The sequence below is a fragment of the Thalassospira sp. MCCC 1A01428 genome (genome assembly GCF_002115825.1).
Taxonomy (GTDB): Bacteria; Pseudomonadota; Alphaproteobacteria; order Rhodospirillales; family Thalassospiraceae; genus Thalassospira.
The window spans coordinates 210271-230787 of the sequence record NZ_JFJZ01000004.1; the positions used below are offsets into that span (position 1 = coordinate 210271).

The 20517-nt window shown below is 53.8% G+C and carries 20 protein-coding genes; 11 read left to right on the forward strand and 9 right to left on the reverse strand.

Annotation, left to right across the window (positions count from 1 at the left end; translation table 11 throughout):
• The first annotated feature begins 290 nt into the window (after nt 1–290).
• The 5 genes from THS27_RS27320 to THS27_RS05420 all read left to right on the forward strand — a co-directional run bounded on the left by THS27_RS27320 (nt 291) and on the right by THS27_RS05420 (nt 2759).
• Nucleotides 291–647, forward strand: a complete 357-nt coding sequence (locus THS27_RS27320) for an AtpZ/AtpI family protein (RefSeq protein ID WP_245835220.1) — start codon at nt 291–293, stop codon at nt 645–647.
• 33 nt (nt 648–680) lie between these two features.
• Nucleotides 681–1403, forward strand: coding sequence for a F0F1 ATP synthase subunit A (locus THS27_RS05405; protein WP_085588614.1), 723 nt, complete (start codon nt 681–683; stop codon nt 1401–1403).
• A gap of 61 nt (nt 1404–1464) precedes the next feature.
• Nucleotides 1465–1689 carry an ATP synthase subunit C family protein gene (locus THS27_RS05410; protein WP_073953291.1) on the forward strand — a complete coding sequence of 75 codons (225 nt, stop codon included), beginning with the start codon at nt 1465–1467 and terminating at the stop codon, nt 1687–1689.
• A 75-nt stretch (nt 1690–1764) separates the two neighbouring features.
• Entirely contained in the window at nt 1765–2250 is a 486-nt protein-coding gene (locus THS27_RS05415; RefSeq protein ID WP_085588616.1) for a hypothetical protein, read from the forward strand.
• 5 nt (nt 2251–2255) lie between these two features.
• Nucleotides 2256–2759, forward strand: a complete 504-nt coding sequence (locus THS27_RS05420; protein WP_085588618.1) for a F0F1 ATP synthase subunit B — start codon at nt 2256–2258, stop codon at nt 2757–2759.
• An 86-nt stretch (nt 2760–2845) separates the two neighbouring features.
• Here THS27_RS05420 and THS27_RS05425 read toward each other — a convergent pair whose 3' ends face one another.
• Complete coding sequence (locus tag THS27_RS05425) at nt 2846–3592, reverse strand: bifunctional 2-polyprenyl-6-hydroxyphenol methylase/3-demethylubiquinol 3-O-methyltransferase UbiG (protein WP_085588620.1); 747 nt, start codon at nt 3590–3592, stop codon at nt 2846–2848.
• A 98-nt stretch (nt 3593–3690) separates the two neighbouring features.
• Nucleotides 3691–4656, reverse strand: coding sequence for a glutathione S-transferase family protein (locus THS27_RS05430; RefSeq protein ID WP_085588622.1), 966 nt, complete (start codon nt 4654–4656; stop codon nt 3691–3693).
• A 174-nt stretch (nt 4657–4830) separates the two neighbouring features.
• On the opposite strand from THS27_RS05430, the gene THS27_RS05435 reads away from it, so the two are divergent.
• On the forward strand, nt 4831–5784 hold the full coding sequence (locus THS27_RS05435) for a LysR family transcriptional regulator (RefSeq protein WP_085588624.1): 954 nt from the start codon (nt 4831–4833) through the stop codon (nt 5782–5784).
• Nucleotides 5785–5829: 45 nt separating this feature from the next.
• Here THS27_RS05435 and THS27_RS05440 read toward each other — a convergent pair whose 3' ends face one another.
• The 4 genes from THS27_RS05440 to THS27_RS05455 are packed head-to-tail and all read right to left on the reverse strand — an operon-like array spanning nt 5830 to nt 12726.
• A complete protein-coding gene (locus THS27_RS05440) occupies nt 5830–7902 on the reverse strand; it encodes a hypothetical protein (RefSeq protein WP_085588626.1) in 2073 nt (690 codons plus the stop codon).
• A complete protein-coding gene (locus tag THS27_RS05445) occupies nt 7899–10754 on the reverse strand; it encodes a DUF4159 domain-containing protein (protein WP_085588628.1) in 2856 nt (951 codons plus the stop codon). Before THS27_RS05445 ends, THS27_RS05440 begins: the two co-directional genes overlap by 4 nt.
• Nucleotides 10751–11683, reverse strand: coding sequence for a DUF58 domain-containing protein (locus THS27_RS05450; protein WP_085588630.1), 933 nt, complete (start codon nt 11681–11683; stop codon nt 10751–10753). The genes THS27_RS05445 and THS27_RS05450 overlap by 4 nt, the downstream gene beginning before the upstream one ends.
• The gene (locus THS27_RS05455) at nt 11683–12726 is read right to left on the reverse strand and encodes a MoxR family ATPase (protein WP_085588632.1); all 1044 of its coding nucleotides are present in this window, start codon (nt 12724–12726) and stop codon (nt 11683–11685) included. Before THS27_RS05455 ends, THS27_RS05450 begins: the two co-directional genes overlap by 1 nt.
• Before the next feature lie 389 nt (nt 12727–13115).
• Between THS27_RS05455 and THS27_RS05460 the strand changes: the two genes are divergently transcribed.
• The 5 genes from THS27_RS05460 to THS27_RS05480 all read left to right on the forward strand — a co-directional run bounded on the left by THS27_RS05460 (nt 13116) and on the right by THS27_RS05480 (nt 16814).
• Complete coding sequence (locus THS27_RS05460; RefSeq protein WP_085588634.1) at nt 13116–13751, forward strand: DUF1285 domain-containing protein; 636 nt, start codon at nt 13116–13118, stop codon at nt 13749–13751.
• Nucleotides 13748–14404: a CoA pyrophosphatase gene (locus THS27_RS05465; protein ID WP_085588636.1), complete on the forward strand. Its 657-nt coding sequence runs from the start codon at nt 13748–13750 to the stop codon at nt 14402–14404. The genes THS27_RS05460 and THS27_RS05465 overlap by 4 nt, the downstream gene beginning before the upstream one ends.
• An 80-nt stretch (nt 14405–14484) precedes the next feature.
• Nucleotides 14485–14778 carry a hypothetical protein gene (locus THS27_RS05470; protein WP_085588638.1) on the forward strand — a complete coding sequence of 98 codons (294 nt, stop codon included), beginning with the start codon at nt 14485–14487 and terminating at the stop codon, nt 14776–14778.
• 54 nt (nt 14779–14832) lie between these two features.
• Entirely contained in the window at nt 14833–16167 is a 1335-nt protein-coding gene (locus THS27_RS05475) for a CCA tRNA nucleotidyltransferase (protein ID WP_085588640.1), read from the forward strand.
• Nucleotides 16164–16814 (forward strand): GDSL-type esterase/lipase family protein, encoded by a 651-nt coding sequence (locus THS27_RS05480; protein WP_085588642.1) that lies wholly within the window; start codon nt 16164–16166, stop codon nt 16812–16814. Before THS27_RS05475 ends, THS27_RS05480 begins: the two co-directional genes overlap by 4 nt.
• Nucleotides 16815–16919: 105 nt before the next feature.
• Here THS27_RS05480 and THS27_RS05485 read toward each other — a convergent pair whose 3' ends face one another.
• From THS27_RS05485 to xerD, 3 genes are all read right to left on the reverse strand, one after another.
• Nucleotides 16920–17276, reverse strand: a complete 357-nt coding sequence (locus tag THS27_RS05485; protein WP_085588644.1) for a hypothetical protein — start codon at nt 17274–17276, stop codon at nt 16920–16922.
• Nucleotides 17277–17481: 205 nt separating this feature from the next.
• Nucleotides 17482–19341, reverse strand: a complete 1860-nt coding sequence (locus tag THS27_RS05490) for a GGDEF domain-containing protein (RefSeq protein ID WP_246832849.1) — start codon at nt 19339–19341, stop codon at nt 17482–17484.
• A gap of 232 nt (nt 19342–19573) precedes the next feature.
• On the reverse strand, nt 19574–20512 hold the full coding sequence (gene xerD / locus THS27_RS05495) for a site-specific tyrosine recombinase XerD (protein WP_085588648.1): 939 nt from the start codon (nt 20510–20512) through the stop codon (nt 19574–19576).
• Nucleotides 20513–20517 lie beyond the last annotated feature (5 nt).

Genomic DNA, 20517 nt, shown 5'->3' on the forward strand with positions numbered 1-20517 from the left:
ACGGGGCCTGAAATACGCCAATTCATGTCCGCTAACCTAGGGAAACCGCCGGTTGCAAGGTGGCGAGGGTTGTTTCCGGGCATGGGTGTAGCAACAGTGATCCCGAACACACCTGAGAGGGTATTAGGGCTGTTTTTTGTTAAAAATTGTTATTTTTCAATTTGTTAAGTGGGGTTTTCCATGCTGCGAGCATCCGGGTTTTACGGCTTGACAGCCTATGGGGGGCTAAGTATGTTGCCCGCGCCTTTCCTTGTGTTGCCAGCAAGGCTGTTACAGCGGAGTTCGTTACGATGAGCGAAGAAAAAGATCGCGCTTCGTTAGCCGAACTGGATCGCAAATTAACGGCAGTTGCCGGGCGGCGTGAAGAAAAGCGAGGCCCGGTTTCGGGAGGCCGGAAAAGTTCATCGGCGGGCATGGCGCTCGGCATGCGGATATCAGCGGAAATGATCGCTGCTGTTGTTGTCGGGTTGCTGATTGGTTGGGGACTGGACCGGTTTTTTAATACGATGCCTTTGTTGCTTGTCCTTTTTGTCATTCTTGGGGCAGGTGCCGGGGGACTTAACGCCTATCGCGCAGCCAAAGGCTATGATAGTGCCATTGGACTTGGGCGCGCGATGGGGAAGCCCAAGCAGGGGGACAAGGAATAATCCTTGGCCTGACAAGATTGAGCGAGGATTACGGTGGCTGGACCGCTAGAGCAGTTTGAAATCAAGCCGTTGGCCGATCTTTCGGTAGGTGGCTTTGATGTTTCCTTCACCAATTCCGCCCTTTGGATGGTGATCGCAGCCGTTCTCGTAACGGGATTTATGACGATGAGCATGCGTCGTGGCGCACTGGTGCCAGGTCGCTGGCAGGGCGCTGCCGAGGTGATGTATGAATTCGTCGCCAACATGCTCAAAGATAATGTGGGAACCGCCGGGCGCAAGTATTTCCCGTTTGTTTTCACGCTGTTTATGTTTGTGCTGTTCGGGAACCTTCTAGGTATGATCCCGCACGGCTTTGCTTTCACGAGCCACATTATCGTGACTTTCGCGATGGCTCTGGTGATTTTTGTCGGTGTGACGATTATCGGCTTTGCGCGCCACGGAACGCATTATTTGCGTATGTTCTTTCCGGAAGGTGCCCCGATAGCGACTGCGATCATTTTGATCCCGATCGAAATCATTTCCTATTTCTCTCGTCCGTTCAGCCTGGCTATCCGACTGTTCGCAAATATGACGGTCGGCCATATCATGTTGAAAGTGATTGGCGGATTCGTCGGACTTATCGGCATATTCGGCGTGCTTCCTTTTGCGATGCTGACGGGGATTACCGTTCTGGAGTTCGGCATTGCCGCGCTTCAGGCCTATGTTTACACAATTCTCACCTGCATCTATCTCCATGATGCAATCCACATGCACTGATGTGCTGTGGACTGGTGTGATCTTTTCTTATTGCCTTTAAGAAATTCGAAAGGGTGAAGTTATGGAACTCGATGCTGCAAAGATGATCGGTGCTGGCCTGGCTGCTATTGGTATGATTGGTGCCGGTATCGGGGTGGGTAACATTTGGTCGAGCCTGATCGCAACTGTTGGCCGTAACCCGGCTGCCAAAGCTGATGTTGAACTTTATGGCTGGATCGGCTTTGCCGTTACCGAAGCTATTGCATTGTTCGCACTCGTCGTTGCGCTGATCGTTCTGTTCGGCTAATCGGCGCCTTTTGCGCGAATACTCGGCCCGGCGAGGGTGAACTCTCGCCGGCGTCGTTGAATTCGGGAGTAGGCTATGCCGCAGTTTGATATTACGTCGTTCCCGTCCCAGATTTTCTGGCTGGTTGTCGTTTTCGCCATTCTCTATATTTTGATGTCGAAAATTGCCCTGCCAAAAGTTGGTGACGTTCTTGAACGCCGTCACAAGACTATTGAAGACAATCTTGGCAAGGCACGGGCGTTGAAAGACGAAACCGATGCCGCCATCGCACGGTATGAAGCAGCCCTGGCAGAAGCCCGGGATGCCGCCCATGCCGATATTCGCGAAGCATCGGAAAAGGCAACTGCACAGCAGGCTGCCGAGACCGAAGCAATGGCCAGGAAGCTGTCTGAAAAGACATCCGCCGCCGAAAAGCGGATTGCACAAGCCAAGACAACCGCGTTGAGCGGTGTGTCTGAAGCCGCGGCTGATATTGCCCGCGAAGCAACTGCAAAGCTGATCGGTGTCAAGGTTCAGACCAAAACCGCTGAAAATGCGGTTGCGGCAGTGATTGGGGAATAAACGCCATGGAAGCAGAACACGGTAGTTTCTTCACCAATCCGGAAACCTGGGTTACCTTTGCGTTCCTGTTTGTTGTCATTTTTGGCGGCTACAAGGTTGTAAAGGCGATCTCGGCAGCGCTTGATAAACGCGCTGGCAAGATTTCCAACGAACTTGACGAAGCGCAGCGCCTGCGTGAAGAAGCTCAGGAGCTTCTGGCCAAATATCAGGCCAAGCAGCGCGAAGCCCTTAAAGAGGCCGACGAAATCCGCGCCCATGCCAAGTCCGAAGCGGACCGCATGCTGGTTAATGCCAAGGCCGAACTTGAAGCGTCGCTCAAGCGCCGTGAACAGCAAGCCATGGACCGGATCAGCAACCTGGAAGCCCAGGCTGTGGCAGAAGTTCGTGCCCATGTGGCCGAAATCGCCACGCAGGCGACCCTCGCGATGGTGACAAAAAATGTTACCGGCGCAAAGGCTGATGAACTGGTTGATAGTGCGATTTCTGAAATCAAAGGCCGCCTGAATTAATTCAGGTCCGCATTTCAAAAGTTAAAACCCCCTTGGTTCGTGCCTTGGGGGTTTTTTCGTTCACGGGTTCGGCTTTACCATCGCGGTCACGGCTTTTGGGCGGCCAGTAATAAAAAGGGCGGACGCCGACGGTGGTTGTCCCATTTGGCATTGGTCGCTTCTTTTTGCGGTTCCGGTTCCAGCAGCCGGCTTATCTGTAAGCCTGCATCAAGCAGTCCGTTGACGTAAGACTCAGTGGTACGATGATATTTGATCACACCGTCAACAAACCATCGTGTATGTCTTGGGCCTTCGTCGCGGTAATTATCCACTGGCCAGAACAGGTCGTTTCCCGCTTCATCCTGGTGCCATTTCTGGGCAGCCAGTGCGGTGCATATTGGATGTTCAACCGAAAACAGCAATCTGCCGCCAGGCTTTAACCGGGCTGTAATATCTGACAGTGCAGCCCGATAATCAGCCACATAATGTAGTGCCAGTGACGACACGATCAAATCAAACTGGCTGTTGGCAAAGGGTGTTGCTGCAAGGTTTTCAATTGCGCTTTTGGCAAAGACGATTGCCGTGTCGTCTGTCATTTGCTGTGCTGCGGCCAGCATTTTGGCCGATATATCCATGCAGCTTACCGAAGCGGCCTGTTGTTGGCGGGCATAACGGGCAAAATCGCCAAAACCACATCCCAAATCGAGAATATCCAGCCCGGTCAGGCTTTTGGGTAACAGGGACCGCAGGGCCGGTTGTTCCAGAACATCGTTTAAGCCGGTACCGGACTCTCGCAGGGAACGATACCCTTCATGGAAGGCGGGATCATCATAGATATTCTGGATCGAAGGCATGGTCGGTCACCATCAAACAGGTCGGGAGGTAAACTTTGTGACCTGTTTGACGGCAAGGTGCAAGTTGGTCAGGTGGCTAGGGTATTTGGCGCGACACCTTAACTTTCAAATCGTTTTAGGCGGTCGTGCGGGGCGGTAAAATCCAGATCCGGGCCAAGCGGCACGATCCCGGTCGGGTTGATCATGGTGTGGCTTTCGTAATAATGGCCCTTGATATGATCAAAATGGACCGTCTCGGCGATACCGGGATGTTGATAAAGATCGCGGGTATAGGCCCACAGGTTGGGATAGTCTTTCAACATTCGGATATTGCATTTGAAATGGCCGTGATAAACCGGATCAAAGCGCACCAGGGTGGTGAACAGGCGCCAGTCTGCCTCGGTCAAGTGATTGCCAACCAGAAAGCGGTGTTGATCCAGACGGTTTTCAAGCCAGTCCAGCGCTGAAAATAGCGATGTGACGGCGGTTTCATACGCATCTTGTGTGGTGGCGAAGCCCGATTTGTAAACGCCGTTATTTACATCGTTGTAAACGCGTTCGTTTACGGTATCAATTTCGGCACGCAGATGTTGCGGGTAATAATCGCCCGGGGTTGCGCCCAACCCGTCAAAGGCGGTGTTGAGCATGCGGATAATCTCGGACGATTCGTTATTTACAATCTGCCCGGTTTTTTTGTCCCACAGCACTGGTACTGTGACCCGGCCTGTATATTTCGGGTCGGCATCGGTATAGACCTGATGCATGAAATCGCGATCGCCAAGGTCATCGCCAAGGCCGTCTTTGGCTGAAAATTCCCAGCCATTTTCCAGCATGCGCCAATGCACCACCGAAACCGATATCATGTCTTCCAGTCCTTTCAGACTGCGAAAGATCAGGGCGCGATGAGCCCAGGGGCAGGCATAGGATACATATAAATGATAGCGGCCCTTTTCAGCCGGGAAAGGGCCGGTGTTATCGGATGAAATCTGATGGCGAAAGGCACTGTCCTGGCGTTTGAATTTACCGCCGGTGGATTTGGTGTCGTACCATTGGTCTTTCCATACACCGTCAATTAACAATCCCATTTCAGCTTCCTTTGTCGTGGCCGGGGGCAAAGCAGCGCCGGCCATTAAGTTTGGTTTGTGTTGTTTACAATCTTGACGTTTTCCAAGTTGAAGGCAATGGGGTGATGTGACATTAATTTGTTTCCAAATGCGCAACAGTTGGCGTGATGCAGGCGGTAAAGCAAGGATGATGCGATGCTTATTGGTAATCTTGATGGCATGACGGTTTTCGCCCGGGTAGTGGAAGAACAAAGTTTTTCCGGGGCGGCACGCAAACTTGGCATGTCCAAATCCGCCGTTAGTAAACATGTGACCAAACTGGAAGACAGCCTTGGCATTCGTCTGTTAAATCGCACGACGCGCCGGTTAAGCCTGACCGATGCCGGATCGACATTTTATTTGCATTGCGCCCGCGTGGTCGAAGAAATCGAAACCGCTGAACATGCCCTGACCGATTTGCGTGGCACCCCGCGCGGTATTTTGCGTATCTCTGCCCCGCTGACATTTGGTCAGCGGTTTTTGCCGAATGTCGTGGCCGACTTTATGCTGCTTTACCCCGGCCTGAAGGTGGATATTCATCTTGCCGACCATATGGTTGATCTGGTGGCCGAGGGGTTTGATATGGCCGTGCGGGTCGCACGTCAGCTTGATGCCAATATGATAGCCCGCAAGCTGGCTGTTTTCCATGGTCAGCTGGTGGCATCACCCGATTATATTGAAAAACACGGTATGCCCAAACATCCTGGCGATTTAAGCGATCACGATGTTATTGCCTATACCAACGTGCCCAACCCCAATATTTGGGAATTTGAAGGACCCGATGGAAAGACAAGTGTGCGCGTGAACCCTGTTTTATGGTGCAATAACGGCGAATTTACTGCCGTTGCCGCCAAACGGGGGTTGGGGATTGCGTCCGAGCCGGAATTTATCATTGCCGATGCCCTGCATAGTGGCGAGCTCGTACCGGTTTTGACGGAATATTCAACGCGTCTTGGGGGCGGCATATATGCGGTTTACCCCGAGCGTCGCCACCTGCCGACCAAAGTGCGCCTGTTTATCGATTTTCTGGTTGAACGGTTTAATGCCGGGTTGGCCACCGAAATGCGCGGTCCCTGCGCGACCCTGAAGAAAGATGACAATCGCCAATAGAAGCCCCCGGATGAAGCATGGTGACGGATACAGAAACCCGGGCATTTAGCGTGTTTCGCGTCGCCAGCCAAACAGGCACAAAATCACCCCGATAATCGCCAGGGCGGGTAAGGGTAACAGATTGTTTGTTGTGCCAATAAGGGTTCGGTAGCTTTCAGTTTGGACCATTCCGGCCCATTTTGGCCCGTTCCAGCTGCTTTCGCGGGTGACCCGGCGAAACGCGGGCAGGCCGTTTTCAATGCGGCCGATATAGCCGTTATTGGCGGCAACAATTTTACCCAGAATTTCGGTTGTAGATGTGGTGTTGCGCCGTTCACTGGTTAAAACATCGCGATCCACATGCAGGGCGGTCTGGCTTTTTCCTTTGGCATCCCGGGCTGTAATACGGATAAGGCCGTGTTGCGCAATGGGTATGTTTGCCTGCCATGTCTGATCTGACTGGCGGGTAAACGGGGCATTGATTGCGCTTAACGTTACCGGGTCGATTGCGGTTGCCGTTTGTGGGGCCGCCCCGATTTTACGCCACGTCAAATCAAGCGATGCGCCATCGGCTGACCGGGTGGTGGTGATGGTGTTTTCTTCCAGGGCGGGTTCTTTCATTAACCAGTGCGACAACCGGCGTAATAATTCGGCAATCGGGCCGCCACCATCGTGGCCGCGTTGCCACAGCCACATCTGGTCGCTGGTTAAAATTGCTGCCCGTCCTTCGCCCACCCGTGACATGGTTAACAAGGGCAGGTCATTAATACCGGTCATCACTGTCATGGCCTGTGCATTGGTTTGCCGGGTTTCAATTTGCCGGTACCAGTGCCCCCAGCGATGGGTTGCCTGACGTGGCCCGGCAATGGCCGACGTCACTGGATGCAGCCTTCCGGTGTCGTTTACCCTGGGAATAAACCCCTGTTCCAGAATACGGCCGGTGGCATCAAGTGGCATCATTTGCCCCAGCACCGTATCGGCCAGGCCATCGGGCGCAATATATTCCGGCCCGGCCACCACCAATGCCGCACCGCCACCCTGAACATATTCAACAACCTTTTCCAGATACTGCACCGGCAGCACTCCGCGGCGCTGGTAACGGTCAAAAATAACCAGATCAAACTGTTTAAGTCGAACTTCAAACAGATCGCGGATAGGAAACGGGATCAAAGCCAGTTCGTTGATCGGGGTATCGTCGCCTTTTTCAGGTGGGCGTAAAATGGTGAAATGAACCAGATCAACGCCAGGGTCGGCGCGCAGCAAATTGCGCCAGGCGCGTTCGCCCGGGTGTGGTTCGCCTGACAACAGCAAAACCCGCAACCGGTCGCGAACGCCGGTGGTTTCCAGAATAAGACGGTTGTTGGTGGTATCGGCTTCATCGCGAAGGGCAGCCATACGCAGCTCGGCAATCACCGGCCCGGCATGGGTGATGGGAATGGTAATGGATGTTTTCTGATTGGCAGGAACGTTAAACCGGCGCACCGTGCCGTCTTCCTGCAGCAGGGTCACACTTATCGGGTTACCTGCGGTTATATCGGGGTCGATCGCCTCGACAATGAATTCGGCGTCTTTGCCGACAATGCCGTAATCCACATTCTGGTGCATTTGCAAGCGGCGGTCCCGTTCGTCCCGGGTGCCCGTGATCAGGGCATGAAGCGGGGCATCAAGATGCAGGCTAACGGGGACATCGTGAACCTGACCATCGGTGATCATAACAACCCCGGCCAGCCTTTCGCGCGGAATGCCCCCCAACAGCCGGTCAAGGGCGGCGAACATGTCGGTTCGGGTTTCGCCAGCTACATTTTCGACCCGAAGGTCAATATCGGGGTCGTTGTCGTATTTCTGGTGCAATGCCTCGATTGCCTGATCGGTTTGGACGGTTCTGTTCCCCAGTTGCTGGCTTGCGGAACGGTCAGCCAGAACCAGCACAATATCGCTGAGTTTTTCACGTGACTGATCGGTAAATTGGGGGGCCAGCAAACCGATTAATAACAGGGCCATCATGCCCGCACGCCAGATACCACCGCGCAACCGCAGCATCAGGCATAATATGACAAGGCCAATGGCAATCAGGGCCAAAATGCCCAGCCACCCGGGTGTGATCAAAGGATTGATCTGAAAATCCTGCAAGCTGATCATCGACCCAGCCTTTCAAGGATGGCAGGCAAATGCACCTGATCCCCCTTATAGCTTCCGGTCAGGGCATAAATGACCAGATTAACGCCAAATCGCAGGGCCAATTCGTGCTGGCGCGGCGAAATGTCGTCTATCGGGTTGCTGGTGGCCGTACCATATTGTTCAAGCTCCAGCCGGGTGCTGACCCAGGATGCCGCCCAGTCATTGCCGCCAAACAACACCGATGATACGCCGTCAAGGCGCGGGTCGGGGCGGGCATCAACCCATAATGCAGCATCAAACCGGCCATAGGCCTGATCAAGCAAATAGAAGCTGCGAAATACGATATGGTCGCGCGGTGCCCGCGCCAATGTGGGAATTTCAATACCCTCAAGCAGGCGGCGTAACCGTGCCGGTTCAACTTCCCGGTCGCGACTGTCGATCAGGACCATGCCGCCATTGGCAAGATAACGGTTTAACTGTTCACGGCCATAGGCGGAAAGTTCGGCCTGCCCCTCGGCCAGGGGCCAGTAAATAAGCGGGTAAAAACTTAGATCATCGCTTTGCGGGTTAACCATCACAGGTGATGCCAGGTCAGCCGCCGTGCGTTTACGCAAGATGTCGGTTAGCCCTGAAAGCCCGGCATGGCTTAGCCTGTCAATTGCGGCAACCCCGGTATGCATATAGGCCAGGCGCGGGTGCAGTGCGGCCTGAAAATCCTGCAGGGGTGTTGTTTCCTGCGCATGGGCCTGCCCTATATTGCCCAACCCGGTTGTTAGCGCCGCCCCTGCCAGAACAAGAGCCAGCAGGGTCAAGGTTTTTGTCGACGATGGCTTTGTTTGTGGCGATGGTGCCATGGCCCTGTTTTTATCCGCCTGTGCCTGTGCCTGTGCCTGTGCCTGTGCACGGGTTATTTTCCGCCCCCGTCTGTGCCCCTGAAACCGGCTGGTCGCACTGGTTAAAATGACGATCAGGGTGTCGATTAAAAACAGGCAGAATGCCGCAAATACACAAATTGTCGCCAGATCAACCTGTGTGTCGTCAGCCAGGGTTTTGATTTGAACCTGATCGGGCCAGCGAACCGGATTGTCGAGCCCGCCAATATGTGGGCCGAGATTATGCGCAACAGCCTGGCCGTTTTGCCCGTATATCCCCGGCGGGTGGCGCGGGGTCGGCATGTCGCGATCTGATTGCAGGGCCAGTACGGTCGGGTCGGGCTGATGGGCGCGGCCAAACGCATCAAGGATGGATTGCGGCGGAAGCAGGGTGCGGATTTGCGATGAAGATTGTTCATCCGGGCTGGCAAGCGGTAACAGGCGCTGCCAGATTTGCACAAATAACCCCGACATTGGCAAATTGGACCAGTCCGCCCACGGGGTGACGTGGAACAAAACAATGCGACCCGCATTTTGGGGAATACTTGTGATTAATGGCGTTCCATCGGTCAGGCGGGACCAGGTTTTTTCAACAATATCGCGGTCGGGTTCGGCCAGTAATTGCCGGGTTACGGTTATTTCCTCGGGAACGGACAGGCCAAAAAACGGGCTGTTTCCTTCAAAACGGGCAAGGTGTTTGGGGCGTTCCCACGACATGGACCCGCCAAAATCCCGGTTGCCCAGGCGTAATGTGACGGGCAAAAAACGGTCATCCGGACTGCTGGTGGCGTCACCGGCAAAACGAACCAGCATTCCGCCATTGTCAATCCAGCGTGTTAACGCCCCTTGCTGGCTGCCCAGGCCCGGTATATTGCCGGTGGCGACAAGAACATCAGGGGTGTCGGCCAGCAAACTTGCCAAGGTGCCATAAGTAACATTGGCATAAGGCGAAATTGCCCGGTCGAGGAAAAAATACCTGTCTGACAGCAATACGGGCCCTTCGCCCGAACTGACAACAATACCAACTTTGCGTTGCTGCCATTTTGCGCCGGTTTGAAACAGGGCCGCAGCACTTTCGACATTGATAAGGCCCACCGTCTGGATTGCGTTGGCAATATCGCCCGGTAAGGGCACCTCGATATCGGTATGTGCGGTTTGTGCGGCAATGGTTACGGGATGGCGCAAAATAATTTGGCCCCGGTCATTGCGGGCAACCAGTGTGGTTTGGCGACTGTCCGCTTGTTGGGTGTGTCCCAGGGTAACAGCCATGCCGTTGCGGTTGCGGGTCAGCGCCGTGATGGCAAGCGTGCCGTTATCGGGGGTGGCAGCAGGGTGGACAACAATCAATGGTGAGACCGTTGACAGGTCTTCGGCAAGGCTGGCTTTACCCGGTTTATCAATATCGTTGGTTAACAGAATGGCGCTGGCAATGGCGTTGGTAATATCCTGCCGCCCGGCAATTTGGGTCGCCAGCAACGGGTAGGCCGGTGCCCATGGGTGGGGTTGCAGCCGGTCAAATGCGTTTTGGGCATCGTGCGGGGAAAGCGGCCCTTGCAAGGGGGGCAGATCGGTGCTGTTTGCGCCTGCGGCTTCGGGGGCTGTAATTCCGATGAAAACGGACTGGTTGTTTAACCGGGCCTGATTAACAATCTGTTTCATGCCTTGCCGGTATTGGGGCCAGTTGGCGGCACTGGACCAGCTGTTATCAACCATCACCAGCATGGCCCCGTTTTCAGGGGCGTAGTCGGTTTTGTTTAACACCGGGTGGGCCGCTGCCAAAATCAGTGCCAGCAGGATCAGGCTGCGCAAAATTGTTTGCCATAACGGCGACCATTCGGCATTGCGACGGTTATTGGTGGCGCCGATTAACAAACGGGCAGCCGGAAAATGAATTCTGCGCGGACGGCGCGGGGCGCTACGAATGATCAGCCACAAAACCGGCAATAATAATAAGCCGGCAAGAAGGGCAGGGTATAAAAACGTGATCGCGCCAAATATCATGGGCGCTGACCTGTGCGTGGAGCCATGGCACCGCCATTGTCGGGGCGTTCGGTTATGTGCTGATACAGGGCCAGCAATGTCTGGCTTGGGTTTTGGTCGATGACGTGCAAATCATATAGCCACTGGCAGGCCATTGTTGCGTCACGAATTCTTGCGCGCCACTTTTGGCTTCTGCGAATAAATTCGTCGCGCTGGTCTTCAAATTTTTCGCTATGAAAAATGATGTTGTCGTCGTTATCGGTAAAATTAATGCGCCCGGCAAAATCGGGCAGGCATTCGGCCGGGTCGAGAACCTGAATAAGCGCCCCGTCATTCTGGTTATGCGCCAACCGGCGCAGGCTGGCCGCTGGCGAGCGGTCCGGAGCCGCAAATTCAAGAAAGTCGGCCAAAATCAGCACGCTGTGTTTACGGCCAGGGTGAATGTGGGTGCCATCATTGTCGATATTGGCCGGGGCAGATAGCATCGCATGGCCCAGTTTTACCAGTTGGTCGTGCGTGGTGATACGGGTGTGGGGCAGGTCAAACGCGCCAACTGTTTCGCCGTTTCGCAATAACAAATCAGCCAGAGCCAGGGCGATAACCATCATGCGGTCCGCCTTGGGCTGGTTTTTATTGTTAGATGACCAGAAAGACGAAACACTAAATACCGGCCAGATCCAGTAGGTGTGGCTGGCCTGCCATTCAGTTTGGCGAATAAAGGTATTGTCGCTGCGCGCAGATCGACGCCAGTCGATTTGCCCGGCAGGGTCGCCTGCAACATAGGGCCGAAATTGCCAGAAATCGCTGCCGGGGCCAACCTTGCGGTTGCCATGCAGGCCACTGCGCAGGGCTGTTGCCAGCCGCCTGGATTCGTCAACAAGTTGCGGCAGTCGCGCCGCCAGTGAACGGGCGGCGGCAATCTGATCGGGCAAATTGCGCGCAGGCACCATTATGCTTGTTGGTCCCTTATTCTAGATAAAACATCGGTAATTAGGGATGCGGCCGAAAAACCGTCGGCGCGGGCACCATATGTCAGTCCGAAACGGTGGCGTAGAACCGGTACCGCCAATGCTGAAACATCATCAAGCGACGGGGCAAACCGCCCCTGCAACATGGCGCGCGCCCGACAAGCCAGCGACAGCGATTGTGCGGCGCGCGTGCCCGGTCCCCAGGCAACATTATTGGCGATATCGTCAAAACTTGTGCTTTCGGGGCGGCAGGCCCGGCACAGGGTAATAATGGTATCAAGCACGCGGTCGGGCATTGGCAGGCGTCGCACAAAGCCCTGTGCTTCGATCAGTTCATCGGTATGCAAAATCTGGCGGGGACGATTCATTTGGCTGCCCGTGGTTTGGGCAACAATGCGCCGTTCGGCATCCTGATCGGGATAGGCCAGCCGAACTTCAAGCAAAAAGCGGTCAAGCTGGGCTTCGGGCAGGGGATAGGTGCCTTCCTGTTCCAGCGGGTTCTGGGTGGCCAGCACATGAAAGGGCATGGGCAGGGCATGGCTGTAACCGGCGACCGAAATTTCGCGTTCCTGCATCGCCTGTAGCAAGGCCGATTGCGTGCGCGGGCTGGCGCGGTTGATTTCATCAGCCAGCAAAAGCTGGCAAAAAACCGGCCCCTTGATAAAGCGAAAGGCCCGTTTGCCATCCGGGCCGTCTTCAAGGACTTCAGACCCTAAAATATCGGCAGGCATCAGGTCGGGGGTAAATTGCACACGTTTGTCAAGCAGGCCCAAAGCCTTGCCAAGGGTGTGCGCCATTAGCGATTTGCCAAGGCCGGGCGCACCGACCATTAAAACATGACCACCGGCCAGAATGCCGATCAATGTCTGGTCAACGGCGTCGTCCTGGCCAAAGATAATGGACGCGATCATATCACGGGCTTCGCCCAGACGGACAACACAGGCATCAAGGCGGGCGGCATCCTGTTCGAGGCTGCTGGCGCGCGACATGCCGAATTCTTCAGGAAAGTGCTGCGTGTTTGTCATGGCCGTAAATTCTGCATCCTCTGTTGCATTGGCGCTATCGGGCTGTCACACAGACTGGCAATTCCCGGATCGTAAACTAGCTTAAGGTTATGACCTATTAATATGATTGCAATGGACGGTCGGAATTGTGCCGATAGGCGAAGAAAAATCGTGAAAAGATGTAGATATTTCCCGATTTTGTGACACGGCAGCCTGCGCAAAACCGCTCGGTCCTGAAGGACAACCGTTATAAATGCGAACGCCGTCGCCAGGTCGTCTGACCGGAAATCCGTTACGCTCTGCGAGCTTTTCCTTGTATTTCGCTATCATAACGGTTGCCATTGTTATCATATTAATAGGCCAAGACCCTGATCAGGGTAAGTTGGAAACCTTGACTGTAAGTGTATAGCATGACCCAAAACGATAAAACTGTCGATCTTGCCGAAAACCTGTGGAAACGTCTGCGTAGTGGCAAGCCGCCGTCGGGCCGCCATCCACAAATATGCGGTGATATTCCCATGTCCATAAATCGTGATGGAACATGGTATTATCAAGGCGGGCCGATTGGCCGAATGGAGCTGGTTAAATTATTTTCCACCGTTTTACAGCGCGACGAAGATGGCGGGCACTGGCTGGTGACCCCGGCGGAAATGGCACGCATCGAGGTTGAAGATGCCGCCTTTGTTGTGGTGGAGGTCGTTCGCGATAGCGTGAATAGCGAAACCAGTATCGATACCGGGCCAACGGACCAGGTTGATTCTGTTACCAAAACCGACATTATCCGAATGCGGACGAATATTGACCAGTGGGTTGAGCTTGACGAAAACCACCCCTTGCGTGTTGAGGAAAACCCCGAAACAGGCGAGCCATCGCCCTATATTGCACTGGATCGCGGGCTTGAGGCCCGTTTGAACCGCGCCAGTTTTTATCAACTGGTGGATTGGGCCGAAGAAATTACCGCACCTGATAGCACCCAAACAGCGATTGGCGTTTACAGCCACGGACGGTTCTTTAAAATCGGTACCGTGGAGAATGATGACGTATGACACCTGAAAATATTATGGCGGCCTTAAAGGCCCCGCGTGATGCCCTTGAATTGCGTGTAGGCGACCACGCGGTTGATTTTCCCGGTTCCCGGTCACGGGCGCGCGCCTTCGCCGAGGGAGAGCTTAAATCCCGCCCGGCGGCGGTATTGATGCCGCTGGTGCAACGAACTGAAGGATTGTCGGTTATTTTCACCCGGCGTACGGCGCATTTAAAGGCACATGCCGGGCAAATCAGTTTTCCCGGTGGCCGCAAGGAAGATGAGGACGCCGATCTGGAAGAAACGGCTCTTCGTGAAACCGAAGAGGAAATTGGGTTGCATCGGCGCCATATCCGCCTGATTGGCCGGTTGAACGATTATTATACCGTGACCGGTTTTCAGGTGACGCCAATTGTTGGCATCATTACCCCGCCCTTTGATATTGTTGCAGACCCGTTTGAGGTGGACGAGGTTTTTGAAGTGCCATTGTCCTTTATTCTTGAACCCGGTAACCAGAAACTGCAAACGGTGGATTTTGAAGGAGCAAAACGGCGTTATTTTGCCATTCCCTATCGGCAATATTATATTTGGGGGGCAACGGCAGGAATGTTGGTGAATTTTAGCGATGTGTTACGCGCCCATTCGCAAGATGTGACCCGGCCAACAGTAAAATAGCATTATCGGGCCGAATGATTTGGCTTTGCGGCCATGGCGTGCCATTGATGCCGTTGTGATAATTTAGAAAGAAAGCTGCCATGCTGCGCGAAATTATCCAGATTGGTTTGCCGATTATTTTGCCGTTTGTGATTTATTCACTTTGGTTGAAATACGCCCGTGCCAAGGCGATCCGCGAGGGACATGAAGTTATTCCACCGTGGGATCAGGGCCCCTGGCTTTTACTGTTTTTTATTGGTGTTTTTCTCGCCGGAAGCATTTTGGTTTTTACCGCCCTGACAAGCGGGTCTTCACCCGATTCTGTTTATCATGCGCCGGAATTAAAAGACGGTGTTATTACGCCGGGCTATTTTGAACCCAAAAAACCGGAATAACCAAAACCGGTTTCCAGCCGTTATGTCCCTGTTTGATCCCACGCAAGAATACGCATGACAAAGTTCGAACCCACTGGCCATTTGGCCCCTTATGGCGTGATGGCCGCCGCCGAAACAGCGCAATTGTTTTCAGCCCTGCGACAACAGGGCGGAACGGCGCGTTATGTCGGCGGAATTGTGCGTGATGCCTTGCTGGCGCGCGATTTGGGGGATGTGGATATTGCCTGCGATTTAAAACCCGATATCTGTATGGCGGCTTTGGAAAAGGCGGGTATCCGGGTTATTCCGACCGGGTTGCAGCACGGCACAGTTACCGCCGTTATTAATGATTATTCCTATGAAATTACCACCTTGCGGGTGGATGTGACCACCGATGGCCGCCATGCCGAGGTCGCCTTTACCGATAACTGGCTGTTAGATGCCAAACGCCGCGATTTTACCTTTAATGCCCTGTATTGTGACCCGAATGGCACCATTTATGACCCGTTTGATGGCGAAGCCGATTTGCGAATTGGCAAGGTGCGTTTCATTGGTGTTGCTGAAGATCGTATTGCCGAGGATTACCTTCGCATTTTGCGGTTTTTTCGCTTTTTTGCCTATTTTGGCCGTCCGCCCCTGGATGCGATCGGGGCGGAAGCCTGCCGTAAAGGGGCAATCGGCCTGCGTGATATTTCCAGCGAACGTATTCGCGATGAAATGTTTAAATTGCTGCGCGCCAAAAACCCCGCCGCGACCATCGGCGATATGGTGGGGTTTTCGGTGTTGCCGGTTATTTTGCCCGAACTTTCGAACATTCCGCGGCTTCGTATTGTTGAATGGCTTGAAACCACGGCTTTGGCCGACCCGGCAATTGGCATAGACCCGTTACGCCGGATGGCCGCACTTTTTACATCGCCAGAAACCGGTGACAAAGCCATTGCCCACGCCGCCCGGTTTGCCCGATCCTTGCGATTATCCAACGACGAGGTTGAGCGGTTTTCATTGATGAGCGCCAGCTTTCGTCTGATTGACAACGTGATGGATGATAAACGCATTCGCCGCCATTTGTATCATTTGGGGGCTGATGCGTTTCGGGATGCGGTAATTATGGCGTGGGGGGAACGTGCGGCTTTATCGGCGCGGCCAATACCGGGTGAAAACGCCCGCTGGCAACACATGCTGGCGCAGGCACACGCCTGGCAAACCCCGCAATTGCCGGTAAAGGGCCGCGATATTTTGGCGGCCAAACTGGTGCCGCCTGGCCCGTTGATGGGGCAATTGTTACGTTTGGCCGAGGAATACTGGCTGGAAAATGATATGACGCCGGATCACGCGGCGTTAATGGCCTATATGGCCGACCATATTCCCGATCAGGATACGAAGAACAACCCGCCCAAGGAGAGAGAATGACAGATCGTATTATTGGCCATCGGGTTTGTTTTTTTGGCGATAGTCTGGTTAACGGGGTGCGCGATGCGCAAAAGGGCGGCTGGCCCATGCGCCTGGGCCAACGTTTGTTAAATGATATCGGGCTGGATGCGACGATTTATAATTTGGGCATTCGTGCCGAAACCAGCAGCGATTTAAAGAACCGCTGGTACGACGATGCCACGCGCCGCAAGGTGGATGAATTTCCGCTGGTACTGGTATTTTGTTTTGGTTTGAATGATGCCAACCACGCTCAGGAACGCGGCGAGGAAACCACAATGCGGGTTTCCCATGCCCAATCCCTTGCCAATGCAACCGATATCATGACCAGGGCACGTGAAATGGCCCCGACATTGTGGGTTGGTCCCCAGGCCGTGATTGATGGCGGCCGGTCCAGCAAGATCGTGAATGAACGACTGGAAGGTTTAAATCAGTTGTTTGCAGAAACCGCACGCGGATTGGAAATTCCGTATTTTGATGTGTTTGAGCGCACCCGGAATGATGAAACATGGCAACGCGCCCTGCGCCGCGGTGATGGATATCATCCTGATACAGCGGGCTATGATTTGCTGGCCGAAATGATTTGGCAGTGGCAGGGCTGGCGTGATGTTTTTGCAATGAATAGCTGATTTTGCCGCATCGCTATATGTGACAGCCATTTGTCAGGATTGGTGGCCGCTAAAGGGGGCCGATATAGCAACCTAAAAATATGCGGCCCGACCGCGATTAATTGATCACGCGATCAAATCGACAATGTTGCCCCGGGGTTGGGAAAGGGCGGTAAGATTGGATATTTTGCCGCCATTGCCATAACCGGTTGCCGTGTTTTGGGGCTCATCCGCATCGATGGTGACGGCGGAATAGGCATTTGACGCGGTGTTGGCAAGGGCATTTTGAGGTTGGCGTGGTTGCGGCTGCGCGCCATTATCGTCTGCAACAGTATCGCGTTGCGATGACGGGGTGACGGCTGCGCCCGTCTGGTCGATGGTTTTGTCAAAATCGCCACGCGCCGCACGTTCGGCAACCGGCGCAACAGGGCGCAGGGCCGCAGGAACAGCAATGTTATATCCAGAACCAATTTTGCCGATCATGGCGTACAGCGTATCCGCGAAAAACAGCGATTGAAATTCAATCTGACAAGCCAGACATCATAATCAAGCCGTCATTAGAGGGAAGCGTTTTTTTTCGTCAGGCAACACAGGGTGATCAATTGGCGAATGCCTGGATTCATGCTGGTTAATGATTTGATATTAAAAGATTATTTTTCGTGCCGTCGTTTGTGTTTTCGCCGCGGTATCAGGATGTTTCGTTTGTTTCTGACGCCGGGTTGATTTCGTTATCCGAATCGTCATTTTCATAGATCGAACTGGCAAAGCGATCCGGGCTGTTTTTGGCCAGATCTTTCAGTTTTGCCGCTTCGGTTGAAATATGGTCCAGGGTGATATCGGTGCGCTCCGGCGGCACCCGAATTAACGCCGCACTTACCGTCATAAGTGGAAAATGTTTATCAATGCCGTCGCGCCCTTTGCCCTGCAAAAAGCCGTTTTCCCGGGTTTTCGGATCGTAGAAACTTTTGATTTCCTCGTCGAACATGGCCTGCGCACGCCGCACGGCAGAAACGGCTTCTTCAAAGTCGATTGATTGTACATAGGCAAAAAAATCGTCACCGCCGATATGTCCAATGAACCATGCATTCTGGCTTAGGGCTTTGCCCAGAATATCCTTGAACAATAAAATTGCCCGATCACCCTGGCGGAAACCATAGCGATCGTTAAACGGTTTGAAATTGTCAAAATCGAAATAAACCGCAAAACGGCGCCGACGGGGATGTGACAGGGCATTGGCGGCATAGCGATAAATGGCACTGTTGCCGGGAAGTCGGGTTAACGGGTTTTCATCGCGGGCGTTCAGGGTGTTGCGTTCGTTGACCGCACGCAACAGGGCACGCTGGTCCAGCACACCCAGATACCGGCCATCTTCTGTCAGGATCAAACCATCAAGTGTGTCGGCGGTGACAAAGGTTTCAAGCAGTTCCGACAGGCTGGTGCGAATATCGGCCGACGGGCAACGGCGCAAAAACCGTGACATATAGGCGCGGTTGGACGGGTTTTGCAGCAGTTCACGGCCAAACGGGGTGTAGATGAATGCCTTGAAATCGGAATCGCGAATAATGCCAACTGGTTCATCGCGGCGGTTGATCACCGGGACAATGGTTGAATCGGCATTTTTCTGGAAAAAATCCAGAATGTCGTTGGGTTTTATGGTGTCAGGGACGGCCTGTGCCTCGATCATGAAGGATCGCAGCAGTTCGCCGTCATGATCGCCCTGTCGACGGTGGCGGTTTAGAACATCGGCAATTTCCGGGATGATGTCTGTGCGTTCGGGCAGGATTACAGACGGTTTTGCAACAAAAAATCCCTGAATGAAATCACAGCCAATTCGACGGCAACACATCAGTTCTTCCAGTGTTTCAACACCTTCGGCAACGACCTGGGCGCCTATCAAATGTGAAAAACCGGTAATCTGGGTCACAAACAGTTCCTTGCGCCGGTCCTTGTCCATGCCATCAATAAAAAAGCGGTCAATTTTGATGATGTCGGGTTCGCATTCGTAAAGGGCGCGCATCTGGGCAAAGCCGCTGCCGTAATCATCAATTGCAACCTTGAAACCCTGCGCCCGGTAACGCAGCAGGATATCCTGAAAATTATGGGCGTGGCTGATGTCGTGGCGTTCGGAAATCTCCAGACATATGGCATCTGGTTCCAGCCCGGCCGCTGTTAGAAGTTCGACAGTTTGCCCCGGGCGGTAATCGGTTGTGCGGACAACGCGGCTGTCAAAATTATAAAACAGTTTTAGTTTACCGGCACCAGGCAGACGGGCAAATTTGTTGATGGCAACAGCGCGAAACTGCATGTCCACGCTATGAAGAACGCCGGTTTCCCATGCGGTATCAAACACATCCTGTATCGATGTAAAGCCCGCCTCGGCCCAGTTACGCAATAGGGCTTCGTATCCGAAAACGCGCCCGGTATGGGTGCTGATAATCGGTTGAAAGGCGAAATCTATCGTTTCAATGATGTGGGGCCAGTCGCGCGGCACTAACCGATGCGCAGGAGTGGACATTGGAACGGTGGTATTATCGGATCTGAGCGTCACGCTCATTTACCCTCGCGCAGCGGATTATTGAGCAACCCTGTTATTTAGGTCAGGCTGCAATAACCATGCTGGTAGCGCACTATTGGTATCAGTCTGATGACAGTTGAATGACGAATATATGACAACATCAGCCAAGCGTAAAATTTGCCCGTATAAGGTCTGAATTTATTATACCTTGGTATTGTCTGATAGGCCATGTTCAAACGGGCATCACGCGGCTTGCGTGTGTTGATCAGGGCTTTCGATGCGCCAGCGGGTGATGTTCCTGTACCAGCCCGCGCAATCGGGACTCGATCAGATGCGTATAAATCTGCGTTGTGGAGATATCGGAATGACCCAGCATTTGCTGCAGGCTGCGTAAATCGGCCCCGTTGGCCAAAAGATGGCTGGCAAAGGAATGGCGCAACACATGGGGCGATACCCGGGATGGTTCAATCCCGGCGTTAAGGGCCAGATCCTTGATCATGTTTAAGAACATTTGTCGGGTGAGATGACCGGTTTTGCCCCGGGATGGAAACAGATAGGTCGATTTTCCCGGTTGTCCGCCACGATCAAGCGGGATAAATGCGTCGCGGATTTTAATATAATCAATCAGTGCCCGTTTGGCCGGGGCCGACAAGGGAACCAGCCGTTCCTTGTTACCCTTGCCCTGCACGATCAGCATTTGCGGATCACGGGCAACGGCACTAAAGGGCAGTTCAACCAGTTCGCTTACCCGCATTCCGGTGGCATAAAGCAATTCCACCATTGTCAAAAGGCGGATGCCCTTGATGCCTTCTTGCTGGTTGGCGGTTTTGATCAGGCGGTCGATTTCGCCGGTGGTTAAAAATTTGGGCAGAACCGTCCCCAGGCGCGGGCTGTCTATATGGGCGGCGGGGTCGTCGTTGCGAATGCCTTCGCCGTAAATGAATTTATGAAACTGCCGCACCGCAGACAGGTGCCGGGCCTGCGTACGTGCTGCCAGCCCGGCATCGGCCAGTTCATTAAGATAGCGGCGTACATCATCAGGTTGGGCCTGTGACATATCGGTTTTCGCGCCATGCAACGACGCCTGGTAATCTTCAAGATCGCGGCGATAGGCATCAAGCGTATGGCGGCTGGCTCCGCGTTCGGCCGCCATCATTTCCAGAAAGTCGGAAACAAGCCGGGAATCGCGCGGGTGTGTCACCATGTTAT